The sequence below is a fragment of the Pseudomonas sp. H1_A03 genome (genome assembly GCF_054685145.1).
This window is the reverse complement of sequence record NZ_CP162829.1, coordinates 4,365,472-4,390,350: the sequence shown is the minus strand read 5'-3', so window position 1 is coordinate 4,390,350 and position 24,879 is coordinate 4,365,472. Positions and strand designations below refer to the sequence as shown.

The window sequence follows — 24,879 nt, the reverse complement described above, 5'->3', positions numbered from 1 at the left end:
GGCAAGGCGAAGAATTCGCGCCCCAACACTTCACCCTTTCTTGATTCTGGGCTTGCGCGGGTTCGACGCCTGCTGCTGGGCCAGTTGCTGCTCCAGCGTGTCAGCACGCGCCTGTTGGGCCACGGCCGTATGCCGCACTGCGTCAAGCGCTTGCTGCGTGGCATGCAGGCGGCCTTCAAGCGCTTGCAGCTGTTGCTCGCCCTGCTCCGCTGCCACTTCGGCCCGCGCTTGCTGAGCGGCTGCCTGTCGCTGCGTCTCGCTCAAGGCGTGACGGTCTTGCTCCAATCGTTGCTGCAGTTGGTCGAGCTGGCGCTGTAGCTCTCGGCGTTCAACCTGATGTGTCTTGCTCTCCTCGCGTGCCCGATCAATTTCGCGGTAGGCACGGTCCTCGACGCCCCGCACGTAGGCATCCTGCTCCAGCCGTGCGTGCTCGGCCTGGTGCTGGGTGTCGTGCAGCTCGGCTTGCAGAGCCTGCAACTGCTGTTGCAAGGCGTCGCGCTCCAGTTGCAAGGCGCCACGTTGTTGCTGCAGGTCCTCGATCTGCGCCGCGCGCTGGGCCAGCAGTTGGTCCAAATCAGCCAACCGAGTTTCTGCTGTCTGCCGCCCAGCCAGAGCCTCTGCCGTCTGCTGCCGAAACTGCGCCGCATCCTGGCGCGCCTGGCCTTCAATCACGGCCACGCGCTCGCGCTCGGCGGCCAGCACCTGGCGATGCTGGTCCAGGGACTGCTCGGCGACGCCTTGCGCCAGATGAGTCGCCTGCTGCCAGATGGCAACAAAGGCCTGCGCCACTTCGGCTGGCAACGCTGGCAGACGTGTCTCACCGTTCAGCCGTTCGGCCAGGCGCGCCCACCATTGATCGAGCAGGCCGCCAACCCGCGCCGGGCTGCCGCGCCCGAGTTCCAGGCGCACGCGTTCGACCGTTGGCCGTTCGCCGCGCGCCAACACCGCATCGGCGGCGGCAAACACCTCGTGTTCCGGCACCCCTACTGCCATGGCTTATCTCCACGTATATTGGGTCTGATAATTAAATGTTATCCGACCCTATTTTTCTAGATATGGATTAATAATACGTTGAACGTATTAAATATTACAGATCAGTTAGCTCTGGTCGACGAAATGCTGCTCGACCCACAATCCTTGGCGCTCCACGCCCAGGAAGCCGCAGCGGCGTTTATCGCCTCCGGCACTGCGGCCAACACGGTGCGCAGTTATCGGAGCGCCCTCGCCTACTGGTCAGCCTGGTTGCAGCTGCGTTATGGCAAAGCGCTGGGCGATGCACCCCTCCCCCTAGCAGTAGCCGTGCAGTTTATCCTCGATCACCTGGCACGGCCGCTGGCCGATGGCGGCTGGGCACACCTGTTGCCGCCCGGCATTGACGCCGCCTTGGTCACCGCCCGGGTCAAAAGCAAGCTGGGACCGCTGGCGTTCAACACCGTCACTCACCGGCTTGCGGTAATCGGTAAATGGCACCGAATCAATGAGTGGGATAGCCCGACTGAAGCGCCGGCTTTAAGGACGCTGATGCGCGAAGCGCGCAAGGCGCAATCACGTCACGGCGTTAACGTGCGCAAGAAAACCGCGATCGTTCTCGAACCCCTGCAGGCACTGCTCGCCACGTGCGACGACGGCATGCGCGGCATTCGCGATCGCGCCCTGCTCTTGCTGGCCTGGAGCGGCGGCGGACGCCGCCGCTCGGAAGTAATTGGCCTGCAGATCGAGGACCTGCGCCGTTTAGACGCCGACACCTGGCTGTATGCCTTAGGCACCACCAAGACCGACACCCGCGGCACTCGTCGTGAAAAGCCGTTGCGCGGCCCCGCCGCTCAAGCGCTGACCGAATGGCTTAAGGCTGCGCCTGCAGAGTCGGGACCGCTGTTTCGGCGCCTGTATAAGGGTGACAACGTGGGAACGGCAGGCCTATCAGCTGACCAGGTGGCCCGCATCGTTCAGCGTCGTGCAAAACTCGCGGGCCTGGACGGCGACTGGGCAGCACACAGTTTGCGCTCAGGGTTCGTGACCGAGGCTGGCCGTCAGGGGGTGCCATTGGGTGAAGTGATGGCGATGACCGAGCACCGCAGTGTGAGTACGGTCATGGGCTACTTTCAAGCCGGTGCACTCCTGGAAAGTCGAGTCACGACCCTACTTAAGTCATTGACCGTTGATGACCAAGAGCCCCCGAAGGGCGAACACATTGGGGCAACCGAAGCTACCGAGCAACCTTAGTTGCTGGGTACGCGTACGGACGCGCGCGTACTGCGCGCAGGTCTGTTTGAGTTTGATTTTGTGTCGAATGCTGGCGCAGCACCACGGTTCATCGCCTGGCGGTCCACCAGCAGCAGCTCGCCTTTTACCTTCACCAGACACGCTTCAAGCAGGATGAAACCGATCAAAAAAAGACGGCCGCCGCTGCAATGGCGGTGGTTAACCCTTCGCCTGAGCCCCGTCATCTATCAGCGCTAAGACGCCGGCAGCGGCCACAATCTTAGAGCGTTTCAGCGGATCCCCACCCTCCAGCGGCATGAAGTAACAATCGCAACTCTAAAGCCCTCCTCGATAACACCGGGCAGCTTTAACGATACGGCGATACGCAGTTACATCGACTTGACCGATACTACTTCCACGTACTTGAATTTTTTCCGCGCAGCCTTGGTTGCCTCTTGCTCTGCAACGAGGGAACTCAGCGTATCAGCCTCATGCACCAGCTCGTGCATTTGACCCTCAAAATCGTTCCCCACACGCAGCGTGACCCTCAGCCTGGGTGTAAAACCTTTTGAGATTGAGGCCTTCTTCTTCGCACGCATAACAGGCACCACTGGCACGCCATCTGGGGCGATATTTTGCTGATGCACCATGGCGACTGTCGCTGGCGGCTCGACGTCGCCGAATAACGCTCGACGTATCTCTTCTTCTGTAAGTTCGGTACTCATTATTTTTCTCATTGAGCTTGATACATCACGTGGCCGATTCTAACCCGGTCGGCTGCTATGCTTGAATTTTCTTGGCAGGAATTCGAATGAGATGACGGTGGAATACTCACTATCAGACCTGTTGGAAAGGCTGTATGAAAATCAATTGGCCCTAGAGGCCTCGCTGATGGAATTGGCAATCCACGCCGAGAGACAAGGGTCAGACGACTTCGGCGAAAATGTCCGCGGTGCGATGTATGTTATGGGTGAAAATGCCGGCCATATCAAGCAAGGGTTAGCTAAACTCAGATCCAAAAGCCTTGAGCTTCGGTCAGGAACCGATGGTCTTTCGTGCAAACAATTCTCCCAAAGGACTTAAATTACGCCCTTTTTTGGACTCTTAGCAGATTTATGGTGCGTGCTTACTTTTAGAGAGGGAACCGTGCCTGCAAAGTCTTTGCGCCTTCCCGACGGATACTTGTCAGTTTTAAGCATGCCGTAAACTGTCTCAACGCCAGCATGAACAATACACTCCTCAACGCTGTTCGCCAGTACCTGAATAGCGAGCAGCTATTCAGGCAGGCTTCACACAAGCGATTGTGTAGTGTTTGCAGCTAATACTTCATCACCCACTAGCGCTAACATTTAAAAAACCACGCTTAAAACTCAATGCAACATCGCATTATCTGATCATCTCAGAACTCTGACATGTACCGCTCAAAGAACTCTTGCACAATTCGCGCACTGGTAAAGGCTGAATACTTCTGATAAGTATCGTTTTTTTGATTGTTTGCATGATCGCATACCGACTTAACTGCGAAAAAAATGGGTTTAGGATCAGGAGCGCTATTAGCAGCGCTATAGACACCATAAATTTCCATCTCAATACCGAGCAACGTGCGCTGCTGGGTTTCAATTATATCCTCGACAATAGCATAGTCAGCAAGTACCGCCGAACCACAACCAACTGGTCCGGAATGGAGACGAAGCTCCGCGTCCGGTTTTTCACCGGGCCATCCGTCTTTAATTTTCCTCAACAAGCCAGGTGTTCGTGATATTTGCAAAATACGAGTTTCTATAGCTTCGCTCACATGAATTTGATGGGGTGCTATATAAAACTGAGAGCCTTCATCATTCGATAAACGCTTGCCGCATTGATAATCCCAACTCGGATTGGCTAACAATATGTCACCATAGTTTGTTTTTCCAGGCACGCCTGCGCATATCCCTGGCATAACTAAGAATTTAGGCCTACAGAGTGCTATCAACTTAGTTGCTAAGATAGTTGCAGCAACCATACCCATCCGTATACTGTGAGCAATCACGACAGAATAAGACTTGCCGCCTGACATCAAGCGCCCTCGCCTTATCGGTGTGGTTTGATCAAGCAACTCCAAATCACCCCACTCCCAAGGTAAATCTAATATCGCCGTGTATTCCGGATTATAAAGAGCTGCAATTATGCAAAGGTCAACCGACTCAGGAGCTGAACTTTTACCAGCTTCTAGGTTCAGCATATATTGCACGCAGTTTAAAATACCCTTAAGCCAGTCATCGGTTTTTTCATCGTAGCGATGAAAAACCATAGAAGAACATGTTTGCAGACTTTGTATTTCTACGATAAAAGATTCGTATGCGGAAAAACCGACAACGAGCTTAGGCTTGCGTAAATCCTGCTCAGGATCATGTAAGTCCTCGAGCAAAAGCTTAACGGCCTCTAAGGACGGATCTTCCTCCATGACTTCAGGCAAGCAGAGGTCCAAAACCACTAGATCGTATAATTCCGATCGCAGTTTTAAACGCGCGTCCGAAGCAGACTCCGCAGTATGAATCTTATCTCTAGAAATATTTAACGCTAACATGCCTCTGATAAGTGGAACAATTTTCGCGCGATTATCATCAATTATTAAAATATTCACAACTTGCCCTCGACGGCTTCGATGCTTTCTACCAACTGAGCCTTCCACTCATCCGTGAAGGTGTCGTATTTTATAAGCTCTATAAAAATCTCTGGAAACTCTTCGCTAAGCTCATCTTTGAGCTCCATCAGTGTGGACTCTTTTCCATGAAAAAGTTCTTCGTCATTATCAGCTGAAAAGTACTCATAGGCAGTCACTACAATGACGGGAGTAATTATTTCGTAATTTATCATGTCGCGCATTACTTCGACGCCGCCAAAGCCTTGCGGACGCCCCCCGTGTTCATCTTCGCTTATATCAAACGTCGGAAGGGACATATCTAAGACGACCAAATCATACGGAATCTGATCCAGTTTTTTGAGCGCTGAACGAACCGACCTAGCTAAATTTAAATCAGCATCAGGAAATTTATCTTTAAGGCAAGAGGCAATTTTTTCGCCTTTAGGTCCCTCATCCTCAACAAGTAACAATCTCATCACTCAACTCCGAAGAATAAGGGCTAAAGTTAATGCTTTCTACAGCCAGAGTTAAATCTACATCCAGAAAGAAAATTTCTTCCGTTTGAAATCCAAACTCAATACGCCCTCCGACCTCAGGCTTCACTATAGATGCTACTTTAAATAGGCCACTACGCCGGTCGAAAGCCATCTTCTCTATGTATGCGCCCGACCGTATGTCCGCCCTAGTAGCCTCAATCAGCTCTAAACTCTTATCGTTATAAGCGCCTATCCCGACCGAACTCTCGAACCTAAAATTAATGATGTTCCGCTGCTGATCCATTCGAGCCATCACTTTAAGATCTGCGTTCTCTCGGCATCCAGAATGGTCGGATATGTTGCCAATCACCACTAGGAATATATCAGCGACTAATACTAAAGCGTCGGCTCTTAACTCGATTGTCTGTATGACCTCCTTGTCAATATTTATCTTGCAGCTTCTGTGCCTAGTCAATGCTGATTGAAGGGATATATCAACGATCTCAGTAAGTGAGTATGCATACTTACTGAGTTCCCCTTGGCGCTTATTGAACCAATCAGCGGCCCTGTCTATTAGATTTTGTAGTTCGATGGACGCATCAGTTATCGCGCTGTTCAGATCGTGGCACTGATTATCACGACCAAGCCCTTTAACCAAATCGGCTCGGAGATTATCAAACAGAGCAACAGCTCTATTTTTATATTCTTTTGAAAGCACTTCTCTAACGCGAAAAAGCGAAGGTTCGAGTCTTAGCCAGAACATGGCAATACAGACCTCAAACCAAGAACCCAAATCATACTTTGACGATTGGAGAGCGGAGCGAGCCATATAAACTAGCGCTGGAGCTAAAGGCAGATCGATTAATCCGTTAGGATACTCGGGCCGCTTGATATGCAGGACGGAATCTTTCAGGTTGGACGTTAGCGCATCATACTTGATACCAAAATCCTTGAGCAACTCCAAGACTATTTTTACTTCTGACACGGGGTACCCCCGCTCCTTCAGAATATTTTCCCAGTGCACATTTTTCCGGTACTCACCACCATTGATTTGCGTGATTAAAGAGTCTTTATCGAGTGCCCCCCTTAGATACCCGGCGATTGAATTGTGTCGTACACGCTTACTAAGATAACTATTCAATCCATGTGGCTTATCGAACAAGAAGCGCTCCCGAAGCGCCCAGAGCATAGAGACAACGATATCGTCCGCTTCACTTTTAGGCGAATCAAGATAAGCTTTGGGATTAGACTGCACCATAAAATCTTTAATTACGTCGTCCAAGTCTTCAGCAATCCCGACACCCGCTTCAACCAGACTTTTGTATCGGGATAGACTTTCCTGAAGTTCAGCATGGGCCCATCTCGAAATCCCCTCTAAATCTACGTGTATTCTACTTCCATCAACGACCTTTAATCCTTCTCTAATTCGGAGGCTGCTTGAAAGCGTAAGTATCTCATCCTGATACAACTCGCTATTCTCAGGATCTAAATCCAGTAGTGCACCAAATACTCGCAAACGCTCCTCATCTACGGCCTTGGTACCCTCTAGGCACTTGCACATATCTAAAATAGATGACGAGCACAAGTTCCTCATAAAGTAAATAACGTTCTTCTTCCCAAATCGCTCAATATGATCAGAAAGATTTGACGGCTTCTCAAGATCATTACTTCGGATGAACGAATCAACCGCAGTCCTACGAAGAGTAGCCAGTCCATTACTAGGGTTGGACTTATAAATTTGATGCAAAATTATGGGAACAGAAATTTCATCTGAATACTGACGCAGGTCAGCCCACTTGGTATCTTTATTTACCAACGCATTAAATGGCAATAGGCCGACGTAGCTCCTGCCGGTTGAAACAACATGTCCAAATATCTTAATTGCTTTTCGAGTTTCACCAAGCGATATGAGGGCGTCCACCTGAATAGAAATGAACCTAGGTTCTACAACCTCAAACCCATCCTGCCCCCTTTGTTCGTCCAGTGCTTCAATCATTAGTTTGTACTGCCCCTTCTGAAAGGCTCCCGAAACTCTAGCTATCGTAATCGCGGTCAGTGGTAATTCACGATCGTTATAGTTTTCTAACCTTCGAATGCTTACGAAACTCTTCACTGCTGACGCCATCGCAGAGCCGTCTTTGTAAAGAAGCTTTTCGAGCTCTGAGCCAGGAGGAGTATCCAACGGTGAAAATTTAGGATTGTTCAGGAAAAAGTACAGCTTCGCCTTCTCATTTTTGTAGGAAATAGGATCGTGCTCTCGCTGTACAACATCTAAAAATGCCTTGCATGATGGGAACACGTGAAAGTTACGGAGAGTTTTTTCTAAAAAATCATACGACCGCGCAGAGTCCGAGTTTTTTGAAATCACATTTGAAAGTTGTCGTGTGTAATCGTATTCCGGCCTTCTCTCTTTTTCCTTCTTGGCATTTGTACGTTCACCACCGAAAGAAAAAGCTTCTGCAGCAATGTATAACTGAAAAACATCCTTAGAAGTATTGGATTGAAAAGATCGCAGAGCCGCACGGCTTGCTTCCACATTCTTTCCACTTAGCAACAATCCCGCTGGCCTTATGTCACACACACTTTGTGGGTCGGCATCACGTCTTCCGTACACCATCTCGAGCTTAGATACGCGTTCGTCGTCTATATTCAATCTAACCAGAGCACTAAAGAGCACACTAAGAATATCCTGCCCCCCTTCCACACCCACAAGTTCTTGGACAATATTGACTAGTCCCTCATAGCAATCAATTATTGAATGGTTTTGCTGAAACCTGATAATCGAGCAGATTTCAGACTCGGTGGTGGGAATATTGTGGCACAGCTTAAATTTTAGATACTCCGCTGTCTCCATCTTCATATTTGGTCTGGAAGCTATATATGCGTTAAGATTAGAAGAAAACCGTTGCGTTGTGACGGCCATTTCGTTGCGCATGCTAATTCGGTGAGACAAAAACCGAATAAACCCACGCCCCGCTTCCTGTCGAATTACTTCGAGAATTTTTTTCTGGCTTTCCAGACCTTTAAAAGCCTGCTCTATAGATAGTCGAGCCTCCACCAACCAAACTGACTGACCTAGCCTTTCGGAAATCTCCGCAAAATCCTTATAAATCGCTTGTAAATTACCCGACCAAAAATTGAATTCAATTCTCCGTCTCAATTCTAGAAACTCTGCAATAGTTTCTCGCTCTCTATACAACCTGTGCGACAACCAAAATGCTTCAGAAACAAGAGAAATCTCTTTTGTATCACGCACAAAGCTCAGACTGGACAACGTCGGCTTTACTTCTTTGAATGATTTCGGCAGCAGATAATCCTGCTGACTATCAGACCACTCTAGAAATTCGTTGTAATCATTAAATGGAAGTTCCTGTCTAGCTATTAAAAGATTTACATTCAAAGATTGCGAACAGTAACTTTTCCGTTGCGCAAAATCGTAGCTATAAGAACCCTTAATATTATAGGTCGTTGCGTTTCGAGCAGCGCCTATTACGCCTCGAAGCTTCGCTTTCGCTTGATTGACCGGTTTTGACTTATTCTTTTTGGGATCCCGTTTTGCCATGATTCCATTCCGAGCAGGTTAAGGTACTAGGGATTATTTTATACGCCCCTAAGGGCAACCATTTTTGTTATGCAAAAATTTGTCGCGCCCAATCATTAAAAATTTTTCATTTTTCAGTGTATACCTATAAAGATCGCATGAGAAGGCCTTTTGATATCATTCCGGTATTGGGTCTTTCACCCGGACTGCAAGGCTTGACCGCGACCGACCACAATTATTAAACCTTCATGACGCTTCTGACGCTTCATATGGGTGCCTTCAATCCAGACTCTTCATCAGCGAAAATTTCTGGATGATCGTTCGCATAGTCTTTGAACTGCCGAGCTACCTTATAGGTGTTGTAATTGGACATAACCAGTGCCGCAACAACAGTAAACGCAATCTCAAGTCCTATCCCAGCGTAGAAAGAACCAAACGTTGCTCCCTTCACCATTACAGCAAACCCGAGGACGGCACCTATGACCATAATCAAGAGCCCTAAAGACAGCGATAAGCGCGCACCAGCGATATCCCATCTGCTGATCCGAAGCGTCAGCGTAGGCATTTCGGGGGAAACAACCAGAAATCGAGCGATTTGCCGAATTTGCCAACGGTTCCAATGACCTATCAAGGCCAATCGAAGCAGAAAATCAGCCTTCAATTTATTCGCACGGATTCCGCTGGCGATACGATAGCTCTCAAGGTAAATAGCTTCATCTAGGTAGTGAGTGAAGGGACTTTGAGAGACTTCGAGTGCACGTAGCTCTTTCAAAATCTTATGATGCCTCCGTGACCAGTGGCGGTCATACAGAGAGAAGATTTTAAAGAAACTGGTAAGAGTTAGGACAATCACTCCAACCACGGCAGTGAGCGCAGCGACTGTGCCATTAATCTGCGCTAGAAAATCTTGAATCATCCATTATTCCTTCAAAGCAAAATGAGGCTACGGGAGTCAGATCACGTTTATAGGGTTGGAGGCGTAAACCGAAGCAAGAGGTGATGGTTCAACGACCATGGTCTATCGGCTGGGATGCATTTGGGCTACTCAACGCAGATCTCTATCGCTAGCGAACTTTTCGGAATCGAATGTCATTCGATCTCAACATTTGAGACCAAGTCATCCTCGGGATTAAAGCTAATACTAGCGGTCAAGTCAGCACGGGACAGTATAGCCTGTAAGCCTAGCCAGCTCTCATCACTCGATATCATACCCCAGAGTGTCTGCTCGCCCCCCCCCTCGCCGCGCTACGTGTCGGCAACTCCAGGGCGATAACCTCAACATTAGTCTTCCTTGCCGTCAGTCAATAGCAGTACGCAATCCCACATCCCACTTGCCACGAATAAAATTACGATCCGTGTCAAAGCTCCATCTATACTCAAAATGACTGAGATTGCCTAGGAGCATATGATGGCTTTAGCTTCAACCGCTCAAGTCAGAGCAGCCTATAACGATATCGTGGCGCGCGTCGAAATGGCTACGACGGGAACTGTTGCTAAAAAGCTGGGCATACGACAGCCCCCGCCAGCAACGGCCCGCTGTTTCGCGAGTAGTACAAGTGAGGACGGGGCGGCGCGAGCGGCCTGAGCGGCGACCAAATTAAGCGGATTGTCAGACGCCGCGCCGCATTGGCCGGGCTCGAAGGGGATTCAGCAGCGCACAGCCTGGGCTCAAGCTTAGTCACCGAGCCGGGACGCAAGGGCGTGCTGCTCGATGAGGTGGTGACGATGACCGAGCACCGCAGTGTGAGCACGGTGATAGCCTACTTTCAGGTCGGTTCGCTGCTGGGCAGTCAGGCAAGCCAATTACTATCCGGCCCATCGGTAGCGGCTGCGGAGCCTGATGAGGGGGGCGTCGATGGTTGCACATAGCCACCAGACGTCCTAGCCCGCCGACGGGCAAATTGCCGAGACGCTTGCAGGTAACGCAACCTCTTGCAGCGAATGCTCGCCAGGATGTTTGCTTGGCTGCAAGTAGAGCAGTGTCGGCCATGGCGCAGCGAACCCTACAGAGCGTCAGTGTACTCAATCAAATTATCAGGGGCGAAACGGCATGGCCGTCTTGGGATGCTTCCCTTAGGAGTTGTTTATAGGAACTTTGGGGATCTTGCCAAGCGGCGGCTGCGCGCCTATTTGGAGCGCACCACCGAGCTTGCAAGCAGACGTGGTGATTGACCCTCTCCTCTAGATCAAGGCGCTGCGCTTGATCAGCGCAGTGAGAAGGCGTGGTACTGGAAGTACCCGTGTAGGATTTATCCATGATGATTTCCTGTCGGAGCAGCCCGTGGCAATACTGCAAAAAATCTATTTCATTCCCAGTCTGGGTCAGGAAATCACCGATTTCCTGCTGAGCACCATCCCCTCGCGCAGGCAGCGCAAAGTGGTGCGCTATCTTCAGCATGTTGACTTATGGTTGCGCCACACACAGTACAAATCACTCAGTGAAAGCCTGCTACCGCTAGAGGCCTACGTGTATTTTTATCTTTCACATATCAGTGTCTACCCCGGACCGGGTGAGCCCAAAGAGCCTAGGAACTACTACCTGCCAGTTCACATCGACAACTTGCTCATCCAGCGTCAACTGAAGGGCTTGGGTCGACTGAGCAATCGCCAGGCCGCTTCCAGAATCGCCGCCGTCATGCGTTGGCAGGAACATCGCTTCGCCATAAATCTGGACCCCCTGCGCTCCCAGATGAAGAAAATCTACCGTAAAGCCGCCCACTTTGGCCGTACCACTGAACTCACAGCGCATGCAAAGCTTTACTCAGGCGAAGGCCTGGAACTGATAAGCGACACCTGCCGGGGGCTGGACCATTGGGTGAGAGATCTAGCAATGCTTCGCGTATTGCAGGAAACGGGATGCACCACCTCAGACCTCGCCAAAACTCGCTGTGCTGATTTGTTTTCCGAAGGCGCTGATTTCTGGTACCTCCAATTCGGTACTGGAAAAGAAGCCCACTTGACTGACGGTACGGCCATACTCCTGCAGCTGCTGCTAGGTCGGCATCATCACCTAGCCGAGTTCCGCGGCAATCATGACCATTTGTTCAGCATGGGGGATGCGCAGGTTGAGTTCACAATGGACGCTCATGACATAGAGACCGTCCTGGAGCGCCGCTATCGCTTCGCGCTCATGGTGACGAGTGTGAACTGCGCTAAGGCAGTCGACCTTTACTGTCACGACGCAGAACCCTTTTTGAAAGGGTTTGTCAGTGAAGGAACGGAAGTAAACTCCCTCGATAAAGCACTCACAAAAGTCGTCAATTGCCAGTTTTCGCCTGAGGTTGACAATAGGCTGGCACATAGTGCATCTACAGCGCTGGATGACCAATATTGCTACGTAGATTGGGATGATGCGATCCGTAACTCCAGAATAGCTTCGGACGCTGCGAAAGATACAAGCTCTTCCGGCATATCCGCTTCGATGTCGCGTGCCAATTTCAGTAACGTTCGGGTCTTTATTAGCGAAGACGATAACGACAACTGAGCCGCTGGTGAAGGGGGCACTACTTTCCTTAAACTGCGGGGGACTAACGCGACAGCGCTGCGATCGCCGCACCCTGCTCTACAGCGGTCATACACGGCCGTCCCATTTCAATGAGCGCGCAACCAGCGCAAAAATGAAATGTACAAGTTGCGTCAGTGGCAAGTAATACCACTGCCCATGCAGAGGGGCCGACGGTACGGTGATAGACGAGCCCGTTTGATTCGGTCTCGCCGGCATCGGGCTCAAGTGCTGATAACGATTGCAGTTGCCTGGCCATGAAGTAAACGACCTCATGCGCGAATATTTTCATTATCAGCCAGTGCTTTTCGGGCTTTCCTTTTAATAGCGTAAACACTTCGTGAGTCCACTTCGAGTCAAGCCAGGCTCTAAGCTTCCTGATGAGAGCAGGCCGCGCTTTTGAACGCAAATCCGCGGGTGCCTGTACGTCATACCAAAAGCAGAGCCAGTCAAGATAGCCGGCCAGCCGATACCCTGACCGAGGTATTTCACTCCCCTCAATGTTTCTCCACATTCCGGCCAAGCGCCGGTTGCTCAGCCGGATGCCAGGTAACACGCGCTTTCTTATCTGCCGAAAGATACTTTTGAGCGCAGGAACAAGAGCGGCGACCGCCTCATCGCTGAGCGCCTCCTCAAGGATTACACAACGGCCGATGTTGGTTGTCCGGTAAAAGCCAGCCCCAGGCTTGCCCCCACCTGCGGTAACCCAGCTTTGAACTTCTTTAAACAGTGCACGTTGGCGCACGACAAAATCGTGCGTGGCGGCGGAAAATTGCACTGTATTGTCGAAATACAAATTCGTAGGCTGACTGATATCAAAAAAAATCCGTCGCCCCCTGCCACGCTCAAAGATTCGATGCGCCAACGTTAAGCGATTGAGCCCAGATCTATTTAGGTACGACCATCCACTCCTGCTTTCTTTGTACCACAGTAGTCGACCACAATGATGGCAAGCGTATGCCTCTTGGAACAACCTGCTGTTCAGCGAATAATCCATGGACCCGCCACAAGTTCGGCAGGTTTGGGTCAACTCGACTTGATGGATTGGACACTGCTGGATGAGCAGGTACTGGAAGATGGAATAATGCACACCACGAGCCAGGCACAATGGACATACTCTTAGCGTGGTGGCGACGTGTTCACTTAATGGCAGTGCTGATGGGACTAAAAAAAGTGCATTTCGTTGTGCGCCATCCAGGCTAAAGCATTCTTGGAGCGCCACAGGATTAACGGACGCGCTATGGGCAAGGTTTAACCATAGGCTACGCCTACCCCCTCCCGGGCGCTTCGTCGGGGCGAAGATCTTGACCACAGTATCGCCACGGATGACGTTGTAGAGCGCAAACCGGCTTAGAATAGAATAGGCAGACTCGTAGACCATGTACCGAGGAACTACAGGGCAGTACCTAGGTACAACGCTGAGCGTTTTCACATCAGGGACAATGATCATCGTCAGGCATTCTGGTTCGCAGTCTTCGTGTTGAGCGTTGCGGCTAAAAACCACGATTCACGGATTGACCGCAAGCTGAACTCCCTGGTGATGGTGTACTCCGGCTGATCCAGGTCCACACTGTCACGCAGAATAATCTCTATGGTCTTGCTGAAGTACTGCATCGGTATCTCCATCTTGCTTTTCAGCTTTAACTCCTGATAGCTATCACAGAAAGCATCCCACAAGATGTCCTTGACATGCGCTAGCCGAAAACCATTGGCATAGGCCTGCGGTAAAAAGAATTTGGTAAAGGTCCAGGAAGTGGTTGCCGGATAGGGGGTGCTGTCAAAAAAGCCGAGGCAGGTCGCGAAGTCTTCTTTCTCGCGTATGCCGCGAAAAGGATGCTCATAAAGCATGAATCTATTGACGATGGCTTCACCTTCCACACCGGACTTGAGGAGTGCTTTTTTCTGGTCCAACAACTGCTGTTGACCGACCAGAATTGGCAATAGAGTCACCCCTTTCAGCCTCAGGTCATTGTAGATGTCTTTGATCCAGTCATAATGCGGCTGCTGGAGTCGCTGCGCTTCATCCACGAAGAGAATGAAGACTTGCCGTGGATCCTTGAGTGCTGCTTGCTCCATAAAATTCACGAGTCGCAGATGTTTTTTTGAAATGCTGACGTTGTCACTCGATTGCTTGTGGCCAACGACCGCCAGCAACGAGTTGTAAAAATTACCTTTAGTGGCGAACACCTCTCGCTTTGCGTTGTAAATGACCACAGGGAAATCCGGAAAATCCTGGACCAAGCATTGCTGGCAGTACATCATCGCCCACGTCTTCCCGTAGCGAGTATGCCCCCAAATTACTAAACCCGAGTCTCTGCGCCGGATAACCTTGAGCACCAATGCGTAGGTCTCTCCAATTGAGAAGGTCGGTATTAAATAACGCTGATTACAAACCGGGTGGAGCTCAACCTCGATGGGCCGGGCATCCTGAATGTCCATTTGCAGCCTCCTTATTAGAAAGTGAACACTTTGGAGAGCTTTACGCGGTCATGTTGTGGTTCAGGCTCCACAGGCAGCGTGGTTTCTTCAACGGGCGGCCTTGAAGAAACGCCCCCCACATGCTTATAGAAATTTGTGGCACTCGCCCGGCTTATCGTGTTGCCTTTCAGCTGAAACCTTCGGACTGCTTCGATGAATGATTCATTGTTCGAAAATCGAAACTGACCATCTTTAACGGCTTTTGAGATATCCGTTTGCAATTTGTAGCTGTGCGCCGTGGTGGAGTAAGGCGGCGGCGGTGTCAGCACGCCAACGAACTTCCCAAACTCATCCAACAAGTTGATCGAAGATACATCCTTACGCGAATATTCGATGATCATCTTCTGCCCGGCGGAATTACTGCGCAGCACGTCTGGATTTCGATATTTTTGGTAGGCAAAATTGATGAAAGCCCCCCCATATTTCGCATTGGTCTTCACTGTCTTTATCTCACGAACTTTCGTAAATGCCGCCTCATGCTGGAAGCGGACAGGCAGCGTGTTCGGTGGTAGCGCTCTAGCGGACAAGCGCAACAGGTAGAGATCCAAGGGGGCATGGTTCTGAATGGCCGAATGGGGCCGGCCATTATAATCAGAGATGACTATATCTAATGCACTTTCCAAATCATCGAGCGACAACAGCATCTTTAGCGGATTTTTTGATTTTGGTGATAAGCGCGCTTTTATTTCATCTTTAGACTCACTGCCCGTAGTGCCGATTACGCGATGAGAGAAGTTTTGCACCAAATAGAGGAAAAAGCGTTCTACGATAGGGCGGTCATTTGGGGTATGCGGCCTGCCAAACTCCACCACACAACCTAACCTATCCGTCAACACATCAATTACATGCCTTGCCTTATGGGCCCACGCGTTGTCCAGTTTTAATGTAGACCAGGTCTGCCAAGCCCCTGCCGCTTCTGAGGGGAACCCCCCTTGATCGTGATAACAGGTGTCGGGTATACGGACAGGTGGACGCGTGTGCGGACTCAAGGCGCGGTAGATTGCCGTAAGCAGATCCACCTGATCATAGTTATGCCCTAACGCCAATGAGTAACCCAGTACACACCGTGAAAACTTCTCAATTAGGGCAATCAGCCAGACCCTGAGAATTTCATACTCTACCGGCTCTCCGTAAGCGTCCACATCACGAATAACCAGCCGTATGTCCAACTTGTGCCCATCTGCTTCAACTTGTTCTAAGATATCAGAGGGGTCGATATCCCGGACATTTTCATTGGACGCGTAGGATCGTAATTCCTGCTCCGCCTGTAACTCCTGATGCTTATCCTGCAGCCACTTTCTGAGGCCGCTAATGCCTTGAGTTTTCTGATTTAGTGGATACTCATCCTCTTTCACGCCACACTCAATACACTCTCGCATGAACGCTTTATGGATTGCTATGAAGTAGTCGCCGCCCGATTTTCTGGGTTTATATTTACTTGCTTGCGCGGTCAACCAATCCGCCAAACGTTGGTATTGATCGACGAGCTGAGTGAATACTCCCGAGTACCCCTGCTGAGATGACGAGCCAGCAGGAGCTATCCGATGGTACTTTTTTTCACCGCTGCGCATGTAGGGAATAGCAGCCGCCCAGCCGACCGGACTTCCGTTCTTATCAGGCGCTTCGCATCGTTCTATCGCACGGTAGAGTGTCGAACGGGGTATGCCGTACTTTATTTGGATTTCATTAAGCGAGGCGCCCTCCTTTAAGAAGGCTCGGATCGCCTTTATCCGGTTCTCTGTCTGGCCTCGAATGCTGTCCGGCAAAACCATTAAATCAATTGAGGCCCAGTGATCACAGTCATAGCCTTCACGTACGCGCTCTGATCTCGAAAAGCGCTGTTCACTCATGCAACGCGTCTCCATGGCTCAACAGGGAGGTGCCACTTAACTTAGTCGAGACTAGATTTTTGACGGTCAAACGTCCTCTTCTGATCAATTCAAACACTAACGCTGCACCTGACTCTGAAAATTCCGGTTCGACTGCCTGCATGGCATCGCTCAGCGATAGGTCTTGGCGAGGAAGGCACTTCAGCGTGTCGCGTAGATTTCGCTCTGTAAGTGACTCCCTATGTTTGTTTATGTATGAAAGCATCAGCAGATAATTTTCGTAACGCGTGTGATCGTGTTTTAAATACTGGGAATCTAAAACTTCACACAAGAAGCCATTATCGTCGGCATATTGTTGAATCTGACTCGACGAGCAAGTACCCAGGCTTAGCTTGGAGAATACGAGGACGGAAGCGTGCCTGCTTTCGAACGCGAGGGCCACTGGAACGCTTCCCTCGTCGAGATAGATCACGCGCTGGTTCACGCTCACCTCTTTCACCCAAGGGTCAAACTCTACCTCGGCAAAGCGCCACAACGTAGGCCTACAGAACAAGCTAACTTTCTCATTCTGCTTATGACTGAATACGACAAACTCTGGAGCGCCGGCTGGTCTTGAAGGATGAGAAAGTGGATCCATGCTCTAATCCTTAGATTTCCTGATAAAATTCATCATGATACAAAGTTTTAAATTTGCACACGAACTACAGAGTTTCAAAATTACAGTAGCAGTATGGGCCGGAAGCCACTTTTCGCTATATTATTTCGATATAAAAATCCGACACTGCATCACTTTAAATAATAACCGACTGGAAGATATGCACTATTGGGAGCTTTTTATAGCTAGGCGTTATTAAAATAAAATGCACTGGAAGTATTTTTAAATAAGTAGATCTGCAAATAGAAAGTTTCAAATTTTAAAAGTTTCTATTTTCCAATGTCGCAAGATTTGGTGTGCTGGCCCGATGGGGTTTGTGGCAGTTTTTTCCAGTACACAATCGACGAAGGCCTGACCGCTGACGCCAATCCTATTCGGTCCGTCAAACAAGAACCCAACTTTAAGCAGCGCAACACGGTGATCAGCCCTGGTAAGGCGCTGACTCCGCTCCAGTGGAATTATGTAATCGAGACCGCAGAAGTCATGGCTGCAGAGGATCCTAGGCACGAGCCTACGCTATTCATTGTGGCCACCCTCTCTCTACCTCCGAATCTCTGATCTCGTCGGTTGGGACAACTGGAAGCCTACGATGGGTTCGTTCAAGTACGACGGTGAAAACGGGTGGTTCAACGTTGTCGGTAAGGGCAACAAGGCCGCGAAAATTAGCGTGCGAGACGAATATATTGAAGCCTACTTGAAGCGTTATCGGACCACACTCTCCCTTCCCCCCTTCCCCCTTTGCCGTCTTACAAGGAGAGTACTCCACTAGTCACAACGGTCAGAGGTCGAGCTGGCCTGTCAGATCGTTACATTCGTGCCCTCATTCAGAGGGTGTTCGATAAATCACAGGAGGTGTCATGCGCCTCAAGTTCACTTATACAAAATCGCTTGATGAATATCCTCCAGTGCCATGATGCGCTGGGCGGCGTTGAGTTTGATGGCTTCCTTGGGCATGCCGAACACCACGCAACTGGCTTCGTCCTGGGCGACTGTCGCGGCCCCGGCCTCAAGCATTTCTTTGAGTCCGCGCGCGCCGTCGTCGCCCATGCCGGTCATGATGATGCCGGTGGCGTTCTTGCCGGCGAACTTGGCCACCGAGCGAAACAGCACATCCACTGATGGCCGGTGCCGGTTGACCAACGGTCCATCAATGACCTGGGCGTGATAATAGGCGCCGCTGCGAGTGACCATCAGGTGCTTGCCGCCAGGGGCGATCAGGGCCAGGCCAGGCAGGATGCGGTCGTTGTTGCGCGCTTCGCGCACCTCGACCTCGCATAAGCTGTTGAGGCGCTCGGCAAACGAGGCGGTGAATTTTTCTGGCATGTGCTGCACGATCACCATGCCTGGGCACACCCTCGGCAATGCCGTCAGTACCGCCTCCAACGCTTGGGTACCGCCGGTGGACGTGCCGATGGCGACGATACGCTCGGTGGTCTGTGCCATGGCATGGCCATTGGCGGCAGGCAGGATCGCATCCGCACTGAGCTTGCTGGCCGGGACCCGTGCCGGGCTGGCGCTTCGCTTGCCCAGGTTCCTGACGTTGGAATTCGCTGCGGCGCGGATCGCGGTAACCAACTCGGCCGCCGACTCGATCAGGAAACTCTTCAACCCGGTGCTGGGCTTGGTGATGATTTCCACAGCACCCGCCGACAGCGCCTGCAGGGAAGTTTCCGCGCCTTTCTGGGTCAGCGAGGAACAGATCACCACCGGTGTCGGCCGCTCGCTCATGATTTTCTTGAGAAAGGTGATGCCGTCCATACGTGGCATTTCCACGTCCAGCACGATCACATCCGGCCATTCCCGGGCGAGTTTGTCCATGGCGAAAATCGGGTCGGAGGCGGCGCCCATGACGTGAATATCCGGCGTATCGCTGAGGATCGCCAGCAGTACCTGGCGCACCACGGCCGAGTCATCGACCAGCAGCACACTGATTTTTTTGGTAGGCATCTTGTTGAATTATTCCCATTGGTTGGTGCCGGACCCAGACGTTGCCGTTCCACAGGTCGAACATGATCGTGCGGTAACCGGTACTGCCCATGTCCTGGGCTGTCAGGTGCAGGTGATAGTGCTCGGCAAGGGCCAGCGCTGCGCGAATATTCAGGCTGGCCACGTCCTGCGTTGGCAGGCGGCGCTGCTGCTCGGGAAACATCTTGCCGCCGCCGAACAACTTGACCTGGTAATCCCGTGCATGCGTGCCATTGACCTCGGCGTGGCGCAGCAGCAGTTCCAGGGCTTCGTCGGCATATCGGCCATCCAGGGGCTGGTGGTCGCGCAGGCGCCCCGGCAGCATGAAGTGACACATGCCGCCGATCAGCCGTTGCGGGTGCCAAAAGGTGATCGCCACGCAGGAACCGAGCAAGGTTCGTAGGCGCGTCGACTGCGTCGCAAAGCTGACCTGCCCAGGGGCTAATACCACTTCGGCCGTACCGACAGGCTTTTTCATGGCTTGCGGTAAATCGACGGTGCCACCAGCTTCAGGGTGTCATTGACGCCGTGGAGGCTTTCCGAGTGACTGATGATCAAGTAGCCGCCGGGTCTGAGCAGCGGCAGCAGGCGCGCGATTACCTGGCTCTTGGTCTGCTGGTCGAAATAAATCATCACGTTGCGCAGGAAGATCACCTCGAACTCTCCCAGGGCGGGCAGCGCTTCGTTAAGGTTGACCTGGACAAAATTGACGCGGCTACGCAAGGCCTTGTCGATCAGCAAGGTGCCCTCCTGGCGACCAATGCCCTTGAGGCAGTACTTGGCCAGCAGCGGCTGGGGCAATGTCTCGGTGCGTTCCATGGAGTAATGGCCGGTGCGCGCCTTGGCCAGCACTTGGGAGCTGATGTCCGAGCCGACCACTTCCCAGGGCGTGCTGCCGAGGCTTTCGGCCAGGGTCATCGCCAGGCTGTAGGGCTCTTCGCCCGAGGAACTGGCCGCGCTCCACACGCGAAACACCTTGCCCGGCACGGCCTGGGGCAGCACCTGCTGACGCAGGAAGTCGAAGTGCTTGGGCTCGCGAAAAAAATAGGTTTCGTTGGTGGTCAGCAAATCCAGCGCAACCTGCAATTCGCCCTTGCGCTGGTCATTCATGATCAGCTTGAAATACTCACCATAGCTCTGCAGCTCATAGTGCTTGAGGCGCTTGAACAGGCGCCCGGCCACCAGGGCTTTCTTGGCCGGCGACAGGTTGATGCCGGCCGCGCGGTACAGCCAGGTCTGGAACTGACCGAATTCACGGTCGTCGATGGAGACAGTGTCTTGCATGGTCGGGTCTCAACGCGGGTCGAGGTCGAGGGCCGGCGCCTGGCCGGCCTCGGCGAGGCTGGACATCTCATCGATAGACAGCACCCTGTCCACCTCCAGCACGATCACGAACTTGCCGTCGACCTTGGCCATGCCGCTGATGAAATCGGCGCGAATTCGCGCGCCGAAGTTGGGTGGCGGTTCAATCTGCGTGGCCGGGATCTCCCGCACGGCAGACACCGTATCGACCAGCAGCCCGATGTCCTGGGGCTGACCATCTTCGGTACTCGCTTCGATGATGATCACGCAGGAGCGCCGCGTGATCGCCGAGTTGGCCCGCCCAAAGCGCGCCGACAGGTCGACCACCGGCACCACCGCGCCGCGCAGGTTGATCACCCCGCGCACAAAAGCAGGCATCATCGGCACCACGGTCAGGCTGCCGTATTCAATAATTTCCTTGATCCCCAGAATGCCGATGGCGAACATTTCGCCGCCGAGCATAAAGGTCAGGTACTGCGCATCCTCATCTACCGCCACCGCGGTCTGCCGGTTCGTCATTACTGCGCCCATGTCACTCTCCCTAGTAAGGCCCGTATTGATCGTGCGATCAGAAGCGGGTGAAATCTGCTTCGTCCGGGGCACTGGCCATGGTGTAGGCGAACGCCTTGCGCTGCGCCGGTGGTTTCGGGCGTGGTGCCTGACGGTTGGGCTTGCTGCCCGGGCTGTCCACGCTGCTGCTTTGAACCGCAGCCTTGGGCGCCGAATCCAGCACGAAGAAGCTCATGGCCTGCTGCAGTTGCTCGGCCTGGCTGCTCATTTCCTCGGCCGTGGCCGCCAGTTCCTCGCTGCTCGAGGCATTTTGCTGGGTCACCTGGTTGAGCTGGGTCATCGCGGTGTTGATCTGCGCGACACCGGCGGCCTGTTCCTCGGACGCGGCGCTGATTTCCTGCACAAGGTCGGACGTCTTGTTGATGGAAGGCACCATTTCGTCGAGCAACTTGCCGGCTTTCTCGGCCATGTCCACGCTGCTGGAGGACAGTTCACCGATCTCTTGGGCGGCTACTTGGCTGCGTTCAGCCAGCTTGCGCACTTCGGCGGCTACCACGGCGAAACCCTTGCCGTGCTCGCCGGCCCGAGCAGCCTCGATGGCGGCATTGAGCGCGAGCAGATTGGTCTGGTAGGCAATGTCATCGATGATGCTGATGCGCTGGGCGATTTTTTTCATCGCCACCACCGTCTGCTGGACCGATTCGCCACCCTCGGTGGCTTCCTTGGCGGCCTTGCTGGCCATGCCATCGGTGACCTTGGCGTTTTCGGTGTTCTGGTTGATGCTGGCGCTCATCTGCTCGACCGACGCACTGGTTTCCTCGACGCTGGCGGCCTGCTCACTGGTGGCCTGGCTCATCGACTGCGCGGTGGCGCTGACCTCCTCGGAGGCACTGGCCAGGTTATCGGCGGCGTTACGCACTTCGCCGATGATATGCGCCAGCTTGCCGACCATATTGCGCATGGCGTTGAGCACCATGCCGGTTTCATCTTTCCCACCCGGCTCGATGTGCGCATTGAGGTTGCCTTCGGCCAATTGCTCGGCGGCGCTCGCGGCTTGGCGCAACGGGCGGGAAATGATCCGTGCGATGAATACCGCCAGGCCCAGGCCGATCAACAGGGCCGCGACCAGTACCGCGATAATCGACACGCGTGCGCTTTCATACAGCGCCGAGCCCTTGTCACCGGCGGCAGTCGCGCCGGCGTCATTGAGCTCGACCATTTTCTGCAGGCGAGTGGTCACCTCATCAAAATGGCTCTTGGACTCTCCCCTGAGCAAACCGCGCGCCTGGGCTTCCTGGTTCTGCCGGGAAAACTCGAGCAACTGCTTGCTGGATGCCAGGTAGGCGTCCCAAGCGCTTTTCACGCTGGCCAGGAGCTGTCGATCTTCATCGTTCGACAGCAATTGCTCGTAGGTGCCCATGCGGGTTTCGAACTGTTGGCGCGCGTCGATGGCTTCGCGTTCGGCCTGGGCCTTCTCCTCTGCAATCTCGGTACCGATGTGGCGGTTTTCTTTCAAGCGGTAGTTGGCGGCAAAAAAACGCATGCCTGCCGCTGCGCGCATGGAGGGCATCCAGTTGCCCTTGATGTCCTGGGCGGCCTGGTTGACGGCACCGAGCTGAAGGACGGCGAAGCCGCCCATGGCCCCGGTGAGCGCCAGGACCACCAGGAATGAGCAGATCAATTTGGTGGAAATTTTAAGATCGTAGAACCATTTCATCGGGGAACCTCCATGGAATTGCAAATACGTCAGCGGGCGACGACCGGTAGCGACTGAGGCGCCTGGGTCGTGCGGGCTTCCAGGTGTACGATTTGGTTGAGCAGTGCCGGTACATCCAGGATCAGGGCCACCGCGCCGCTGCCCAATATGGTCGAGCCGCTGATGCCGCGCAGTGCGCCGAACAACTTGCCCAAGGGTTTGATCACGGTCTGGAACTCACCGAGCAGGTCATCCACCACCAGCCCGGCCTTATGCTCGGCGTAGCGCACCACCACCACATTCTGGCGTCGGCCAACAGGGCCTTCATGGCTGAAGTGATCACGCAGGTGCACCAGCGGCAACACCTCGCCACGCAGATCCAGATAGCCCGTGTCGCGGCTGGACTGGCGCTGGTGTTCATCCAGCTCGATACATTCCTGGACCATGTCCAGGGGAATCACGTAGGTGGACTGGTCGATGCCGACCAGGAACCCATTGATGATCGCCAGGGTCAGCGGCAAGCGAATGCGCACCACGGTGCCCTGCCCTGCGCGGCTGTCGAGGTCGACAGTGCCGCGCAACAAGGTGATATTGCGCTTGACCACGTCCATGCCGACGCCGCGCCCGGACAGGTTGGTCACGGCCTCTGCGGTGGAGAACCCCGCTTCGAAGATCAGGTTGTAGATCTCCTGGTCGGTGAGCACCGCACCGCCGGCCACTAGCCCGCGTTCCTGGGCCTTTTGCAGGATGCGTTCGCGGTTGAGCCCGGCGCCGTCGTCGGCGATCTCGATGACGATGCTCCCCGAGTCATGGTAGGCATTGAGGCTCAAGTGGCCCTTGGCCGACTTGCCGGCCGCACGCCGCGCATCGGCGCTTTCGATACCGTGGTCCATGGCGTTGCGCAACAGGTGCATCAGCGGGTCGCCGATCTTCTCGACCACGGTCTTGTCCAGTTCGGTCTCCGCGCCGCTGATGCTCAGTTCGATGTCCTTGCCCAGCTCCTGGCTGATATCGCGCACCACGCGGCGGAAGCGGTTGAACGTGTCGCCGATCGGGATCATGCGCAAATGCAGGGCGCCATCGAGGATCTCTTCCACCAGCCCCGATACCGTCGAGGTGGCCTCTTGCAAGGGGTCGTTGTTACAGGAACGGGCCAGCAGGCTCGCGCCGGCGCTGGCGATGACCAGCTCGCCGACCAAATTGATCAACTCGTCGAGCTTGTCGGCGTTGACGCGTACGTAATTGCCGTCGCGGGGTTTCGCCTCGCTGGCTGCCGGACGCTGCGGTGCGGCCGTCACCAGGCCTGGCTCGGCCTGCGTCACCGGGGCGTCAGCGATGGCCGCCGTGCTGGCGGGCGCTTCGTCGACGGCACTGATGTGCACTTCACAGTCGTCACGCACAAAGTCGAACACTTCGTTGAGGGTGGCGTGGCCGGCGGTCGAGCGCAGGTCGATCTCGAAACCCAGGTAGCAGCTTTCCGGGTCCCAGCTGTCCATGGGCGGGATGCTGTCGGTCAGTGTGGTGACCTGCATCATCTGCCCCAAGGTCTCGAGGTAGCGCAGAAATGACAGCGGGTCCATGCCATTACGGAACACATCCACGCCGAAGCGCAGGGAGATGTGCCAGAGCACTTCGACCGCCGCGTCGTCGGCCACCTCAGCGGTTTCGACGATGGCAGTGGCGGTTCGCATCGGCTGATAGGCACTCAGCGCCTCGCGCAATGCCTCACCGCGCTCCAGAGCCGCAGGCGTCGGCGCTTCACCGCGGTTGGCGACCACTTCGACCAGTTCGAGCATGTGGTCGCCGCACTTGAGCAGCAGCGCGATCAATGCGGCGTCCACCGCCACATTGCCTTCGCGCAGGCGGTCAAGCACGTCTTCGACGATATGCGTGAACCCCACGATCGACGCCAGGCCGAAAAGGCCCGCCGAACCCTTGATGGTGTGTGCGGCGCGGAAAATCGCGCCAATGGCATCCTGGTCGCCGGGCTCGCTTTCCAATTGCAGCAGGGATTGCTCCATGGCCTGCAACAGCTCGCGCGCCTCTACGATGAATGTCTGCTGTGCCTGATCGAGATTGATGCTCACCGGGACTTTCCTT

The 24,879-nt window shown here is 53.5% G+C and carries 19 protein-coding genes and 1 pseudogene; 3 read left to right on the top strand and 17 right to left on the bottom strand.

Annotation, left to right across the window (positions count from 1 at the left end; translation table 11 throughout):
* Positions 1-30: 30 nt before the first annotated feature.
* The gene (locus AB4O35_RS20430; protein WP_460149230.1) at positions 31-993 is read right to left on the bottom strand and encodes a DNA-binding protein; all 963 of its coding nucleotides are present in this window, start codon (positions 991-993) and stop codon (positions 31-33) included.
* Between the two features lie 78 nt (positions 994-1,071).
* Between AB4O35_RS20430 and AB4O35_RS20425 the strand changes: the two genes are divergently transcribed.
* Positions 1,072-2,223 carry a site-specific integrase gene (locus AB4O35_RS20425; RefSeq protein ID WP_460149229.1) on the top strand — a complete coding sequence of 384 codons (1,152 nt, stop codon included), beginning with the start codon at positions 1,072-1,074 and terminating at the stop codon, positions 2,221-2,223.
* 368 nt (positions 2,224-2,591) lie between these two features.
* On the opposite strand, the gene AB4O35_RS20420 is transcribed toward AB4O35_RS20425, so the two are convergent.
* The gene (locus AB4O35_RS20420; protein WP_460149228.1) at positions 2,592-2,927 is read right to left on the bottom strand and encodes a hypothetical protein; all 336 of its coding nucleotides are present in this window, start codon (positions 2,925-2,927) and stop codon (positions 2,592-2,594) included.
* A 91-nt stretch (positions 2,928-3,018) separates the two neighbouring features.
* Between AB4O35_RS20420 and AB4O35_RS20415 the strand changes: the two genes are divergently transcribed.
* Positions 3,019-3,285, top strand: coding sequence for a hypothetical protein (locus AB4O35_RS20415; protein ID WP_460149227.1), 267 nt, complete (start codon positions 3,019-3,021; stop codon positions 3,283-3,285).
* 316 nt (positions 3,286-3,601) lie between these two features.
* Here the strand turns inward: AB4O35_RS20415 and AB4O35_RS20410 are convergent, their stop codons facing one another.
* The 4 genes from AB4O35_RS20410 to AB4O35_RS20395 all read right to left on the bottom strand — a co-directional run bounded on the left by AB4O35_RS20410 (position 3,602) and on the right by AB4O35_RS20395 (position 9,758).
* Positions 3,602-4,825: a phosphorylase family protein gene (locus AB4O35_RS20410; protein ID WP_460149226.1), complete on the bottom strand. Its 1,224-nt coding sequence runs from the start codon at positions 4,823-4,825 to the stop codon at positions 3,602-3,604.
* A complete protein-coding gene (locus AB4O35_RS20405) occupies positions 4,822-5,301 on the bottom strand; it encodes a response regulator (protein ID WP_460149225.1) in 480 nt (159 codons plus the stop codon). Before AB4O35_RS20405 ends, AB4O35_RS20410 begins: the two co-directional genes overlap by 4 nt.
* Positions 5,282-8,863 (bottom strand): hypothetical protein, encoded by a 3,582-nt coding sequence (locus AB4O35_RS20400; RefSeq protein ID WP_460149224.1) that lies wholly within the window; start codon positions 8,861-8,863, stop codon positions 5,282-5,284. The genes AB4O35_RS20405 and AB4O35_RS20400 overlap by 20 nt, the downstream gene beginning before the upstream one ends.
* A 244-nt stretch (positions 8,864-9,107) precedes the next feature.
* Positions 9,108-9,758, bottom strand: coding sequence for a hypothetical protein (locus AB4O35_RS20395; protein ID WP_460149223.1), 651 nt, complete (start codon positions 9,756-9,758; stop codon positions 9,108-9,110).
* Between the two features lie 1,284 nt (positions 9,759-11,042).
* Here AB4O35_RS20395 and AB4O35_RS20390 point away from each other — a divergent pair.
* Positions 11,043-12,326, top strand: a complete 1,284-nt coding sequence (locus tag AB4O35_RS20390; RefSeq protein WP_460149222.1) for a hypothetical protein — start codon at positions 11,043-11,045, stop codon at positions 12,324-12,326.
* A 43-nt stretch (positions 12,327-12,369) separates the two neighbouring features.
* Here AB4O35_RS20390 and AB4O35_RS20385 read toward each other — a convergent pair whose 3' ends face one another.
* The 11 genes and pseudogenes from AB4O35_RS20385 to AB4O35_RS20335 form a co-directional block, all read right to left on the bottom strand.
* A complete protein-coding gene (locus tag AB4O35_RS20385) occupies positions 12,370-13,341 on the bottom strand; it encodes a hypothetical protein (RefSeq protein WP_460149660.1) in 972 nt (323 codons plus the stop codon).
* A gap of 42 nt (positions 13,342-13,383) precedes the next feature.
* A pseudogene (locus AB4O35_RS20380) lies at positions 13,384-13,794 on the bottom strand (TniQ family protein); the annotation flags it as partial.
* 2 nt (positions 13,795-13,796) lie between these two features.
* A complete protein-coding gene (locus AB4O35_RS20375; RefSeq protein WP_460149221.1) occupies positions 13,797-14,783 on the bottom strand; it encodes an ATP-binding protein in 987 nt (328 codons plus the stop codon).
* A gap of 14 nt (positions 14,784-14,797) precedes the next feature.
* Complete coding sequence (locus tag AB4O35_RS20370; RefSeq protein WP_460149220.1) at positions 14,798-16,672, bottom strand: helix-turn-helix domain-containing protein; 1,875 nt, start codon at positions 16,670-16,672, stop codon at positions 14,798-14,800.
* On the bottom strand, positions 16,665-17,288 hold the full coding sequence (locus AB4O35_RS20365) for a hypothetical protein (protein ID WP_460149219.1): 624 nt from the start codon (positions 17,286-17,288) through the stop codon (positions 16,665-16,667). The genes AB4O35_RS20370 and AB4O35_RS20365 overlap by 8 nt, the downstream gene beginning before the upstream one ends.
* 888 nt (positions 17,289-18,176) lie before the next feature.
* Positions 18,177-19,253 (bottom strand): protein-glutamate methylesterase/protein-glutamine glutaminase, encoded by a 1,077-nt coding sequence (locus tag AB4O35_RS20360; RefSeq protein ID WP_065880512.1) that lies wholly within the window; start codon positions 19,251-19,253, stop codon positions 18,177-18,179.
* Positions 19,216-19,749 (bottom strand): chemoreceptor glutamine deamidase CheD, encoded by a 534-nt coding sequence (cheD, locus tag AB4O35_RS20355; protein ID WP_065873097.1) that lies wholly within the window; start codon positions 19,747-19,749, stop codon positions 19,216-19,218. The genes AB4O35_RS20360 and cheD overlap by 38 nt, the downstream gene beginning before the upstream one ends.
* On the bottom strand, positions 19,746-20,555 hold the full coding sequence (locus tag AB4O35_RS20350; protein WP_065873098.1) for a CheR family methyltransferase: 810 nt from the start codon (positions 20,553-20,555) through the stop codon (positions 19,746-19,748). The genes cheD and AB4O35_RS20350 overlap by 4 nt, the downstream gene beginning before the upstream one ends.
* A gap of 9 nt (positions 20,556-20,564) precedes the next feature.
* Entirely contained in the window at positions 20,565-21,104 is a 540-nt protein-coding gene (locus AB4O35_RS20345) for a chemotaxis protein CheW (protein ID WP_065873099.1), read from the bottom strand.
* A 37-nt stretch (positions 21,105-21,141) separates the two neighbouring features.
* Positions 21,142-22,800, bottom strand: coding sequence for a methyl-accepting chemotaxis protein (locus tag AB4O35_RS20340; protein WP_065890991.1), 1,659 nt, complete (start codon positions 22,798-22,800; stop codon positions 21,142-21,144).
* 29 nt (positions 22,801-22,829) lie between these two features.
* The gene (locus AB4O35_RS20335; RefSeq protein WP_065880510.1) at positions 22,830-24,866 is read right to left on the bottom strand and encodes a chemotaxis protein CheA; all 2,037 of its coding nucleotides are present in this window, start codon (positions 24,864-24,866) and stop codon (positions 22,830-22,832) included.
* Between the last annotated feature and the right edge of the window lie 13 nt (positions 24,867-24,879).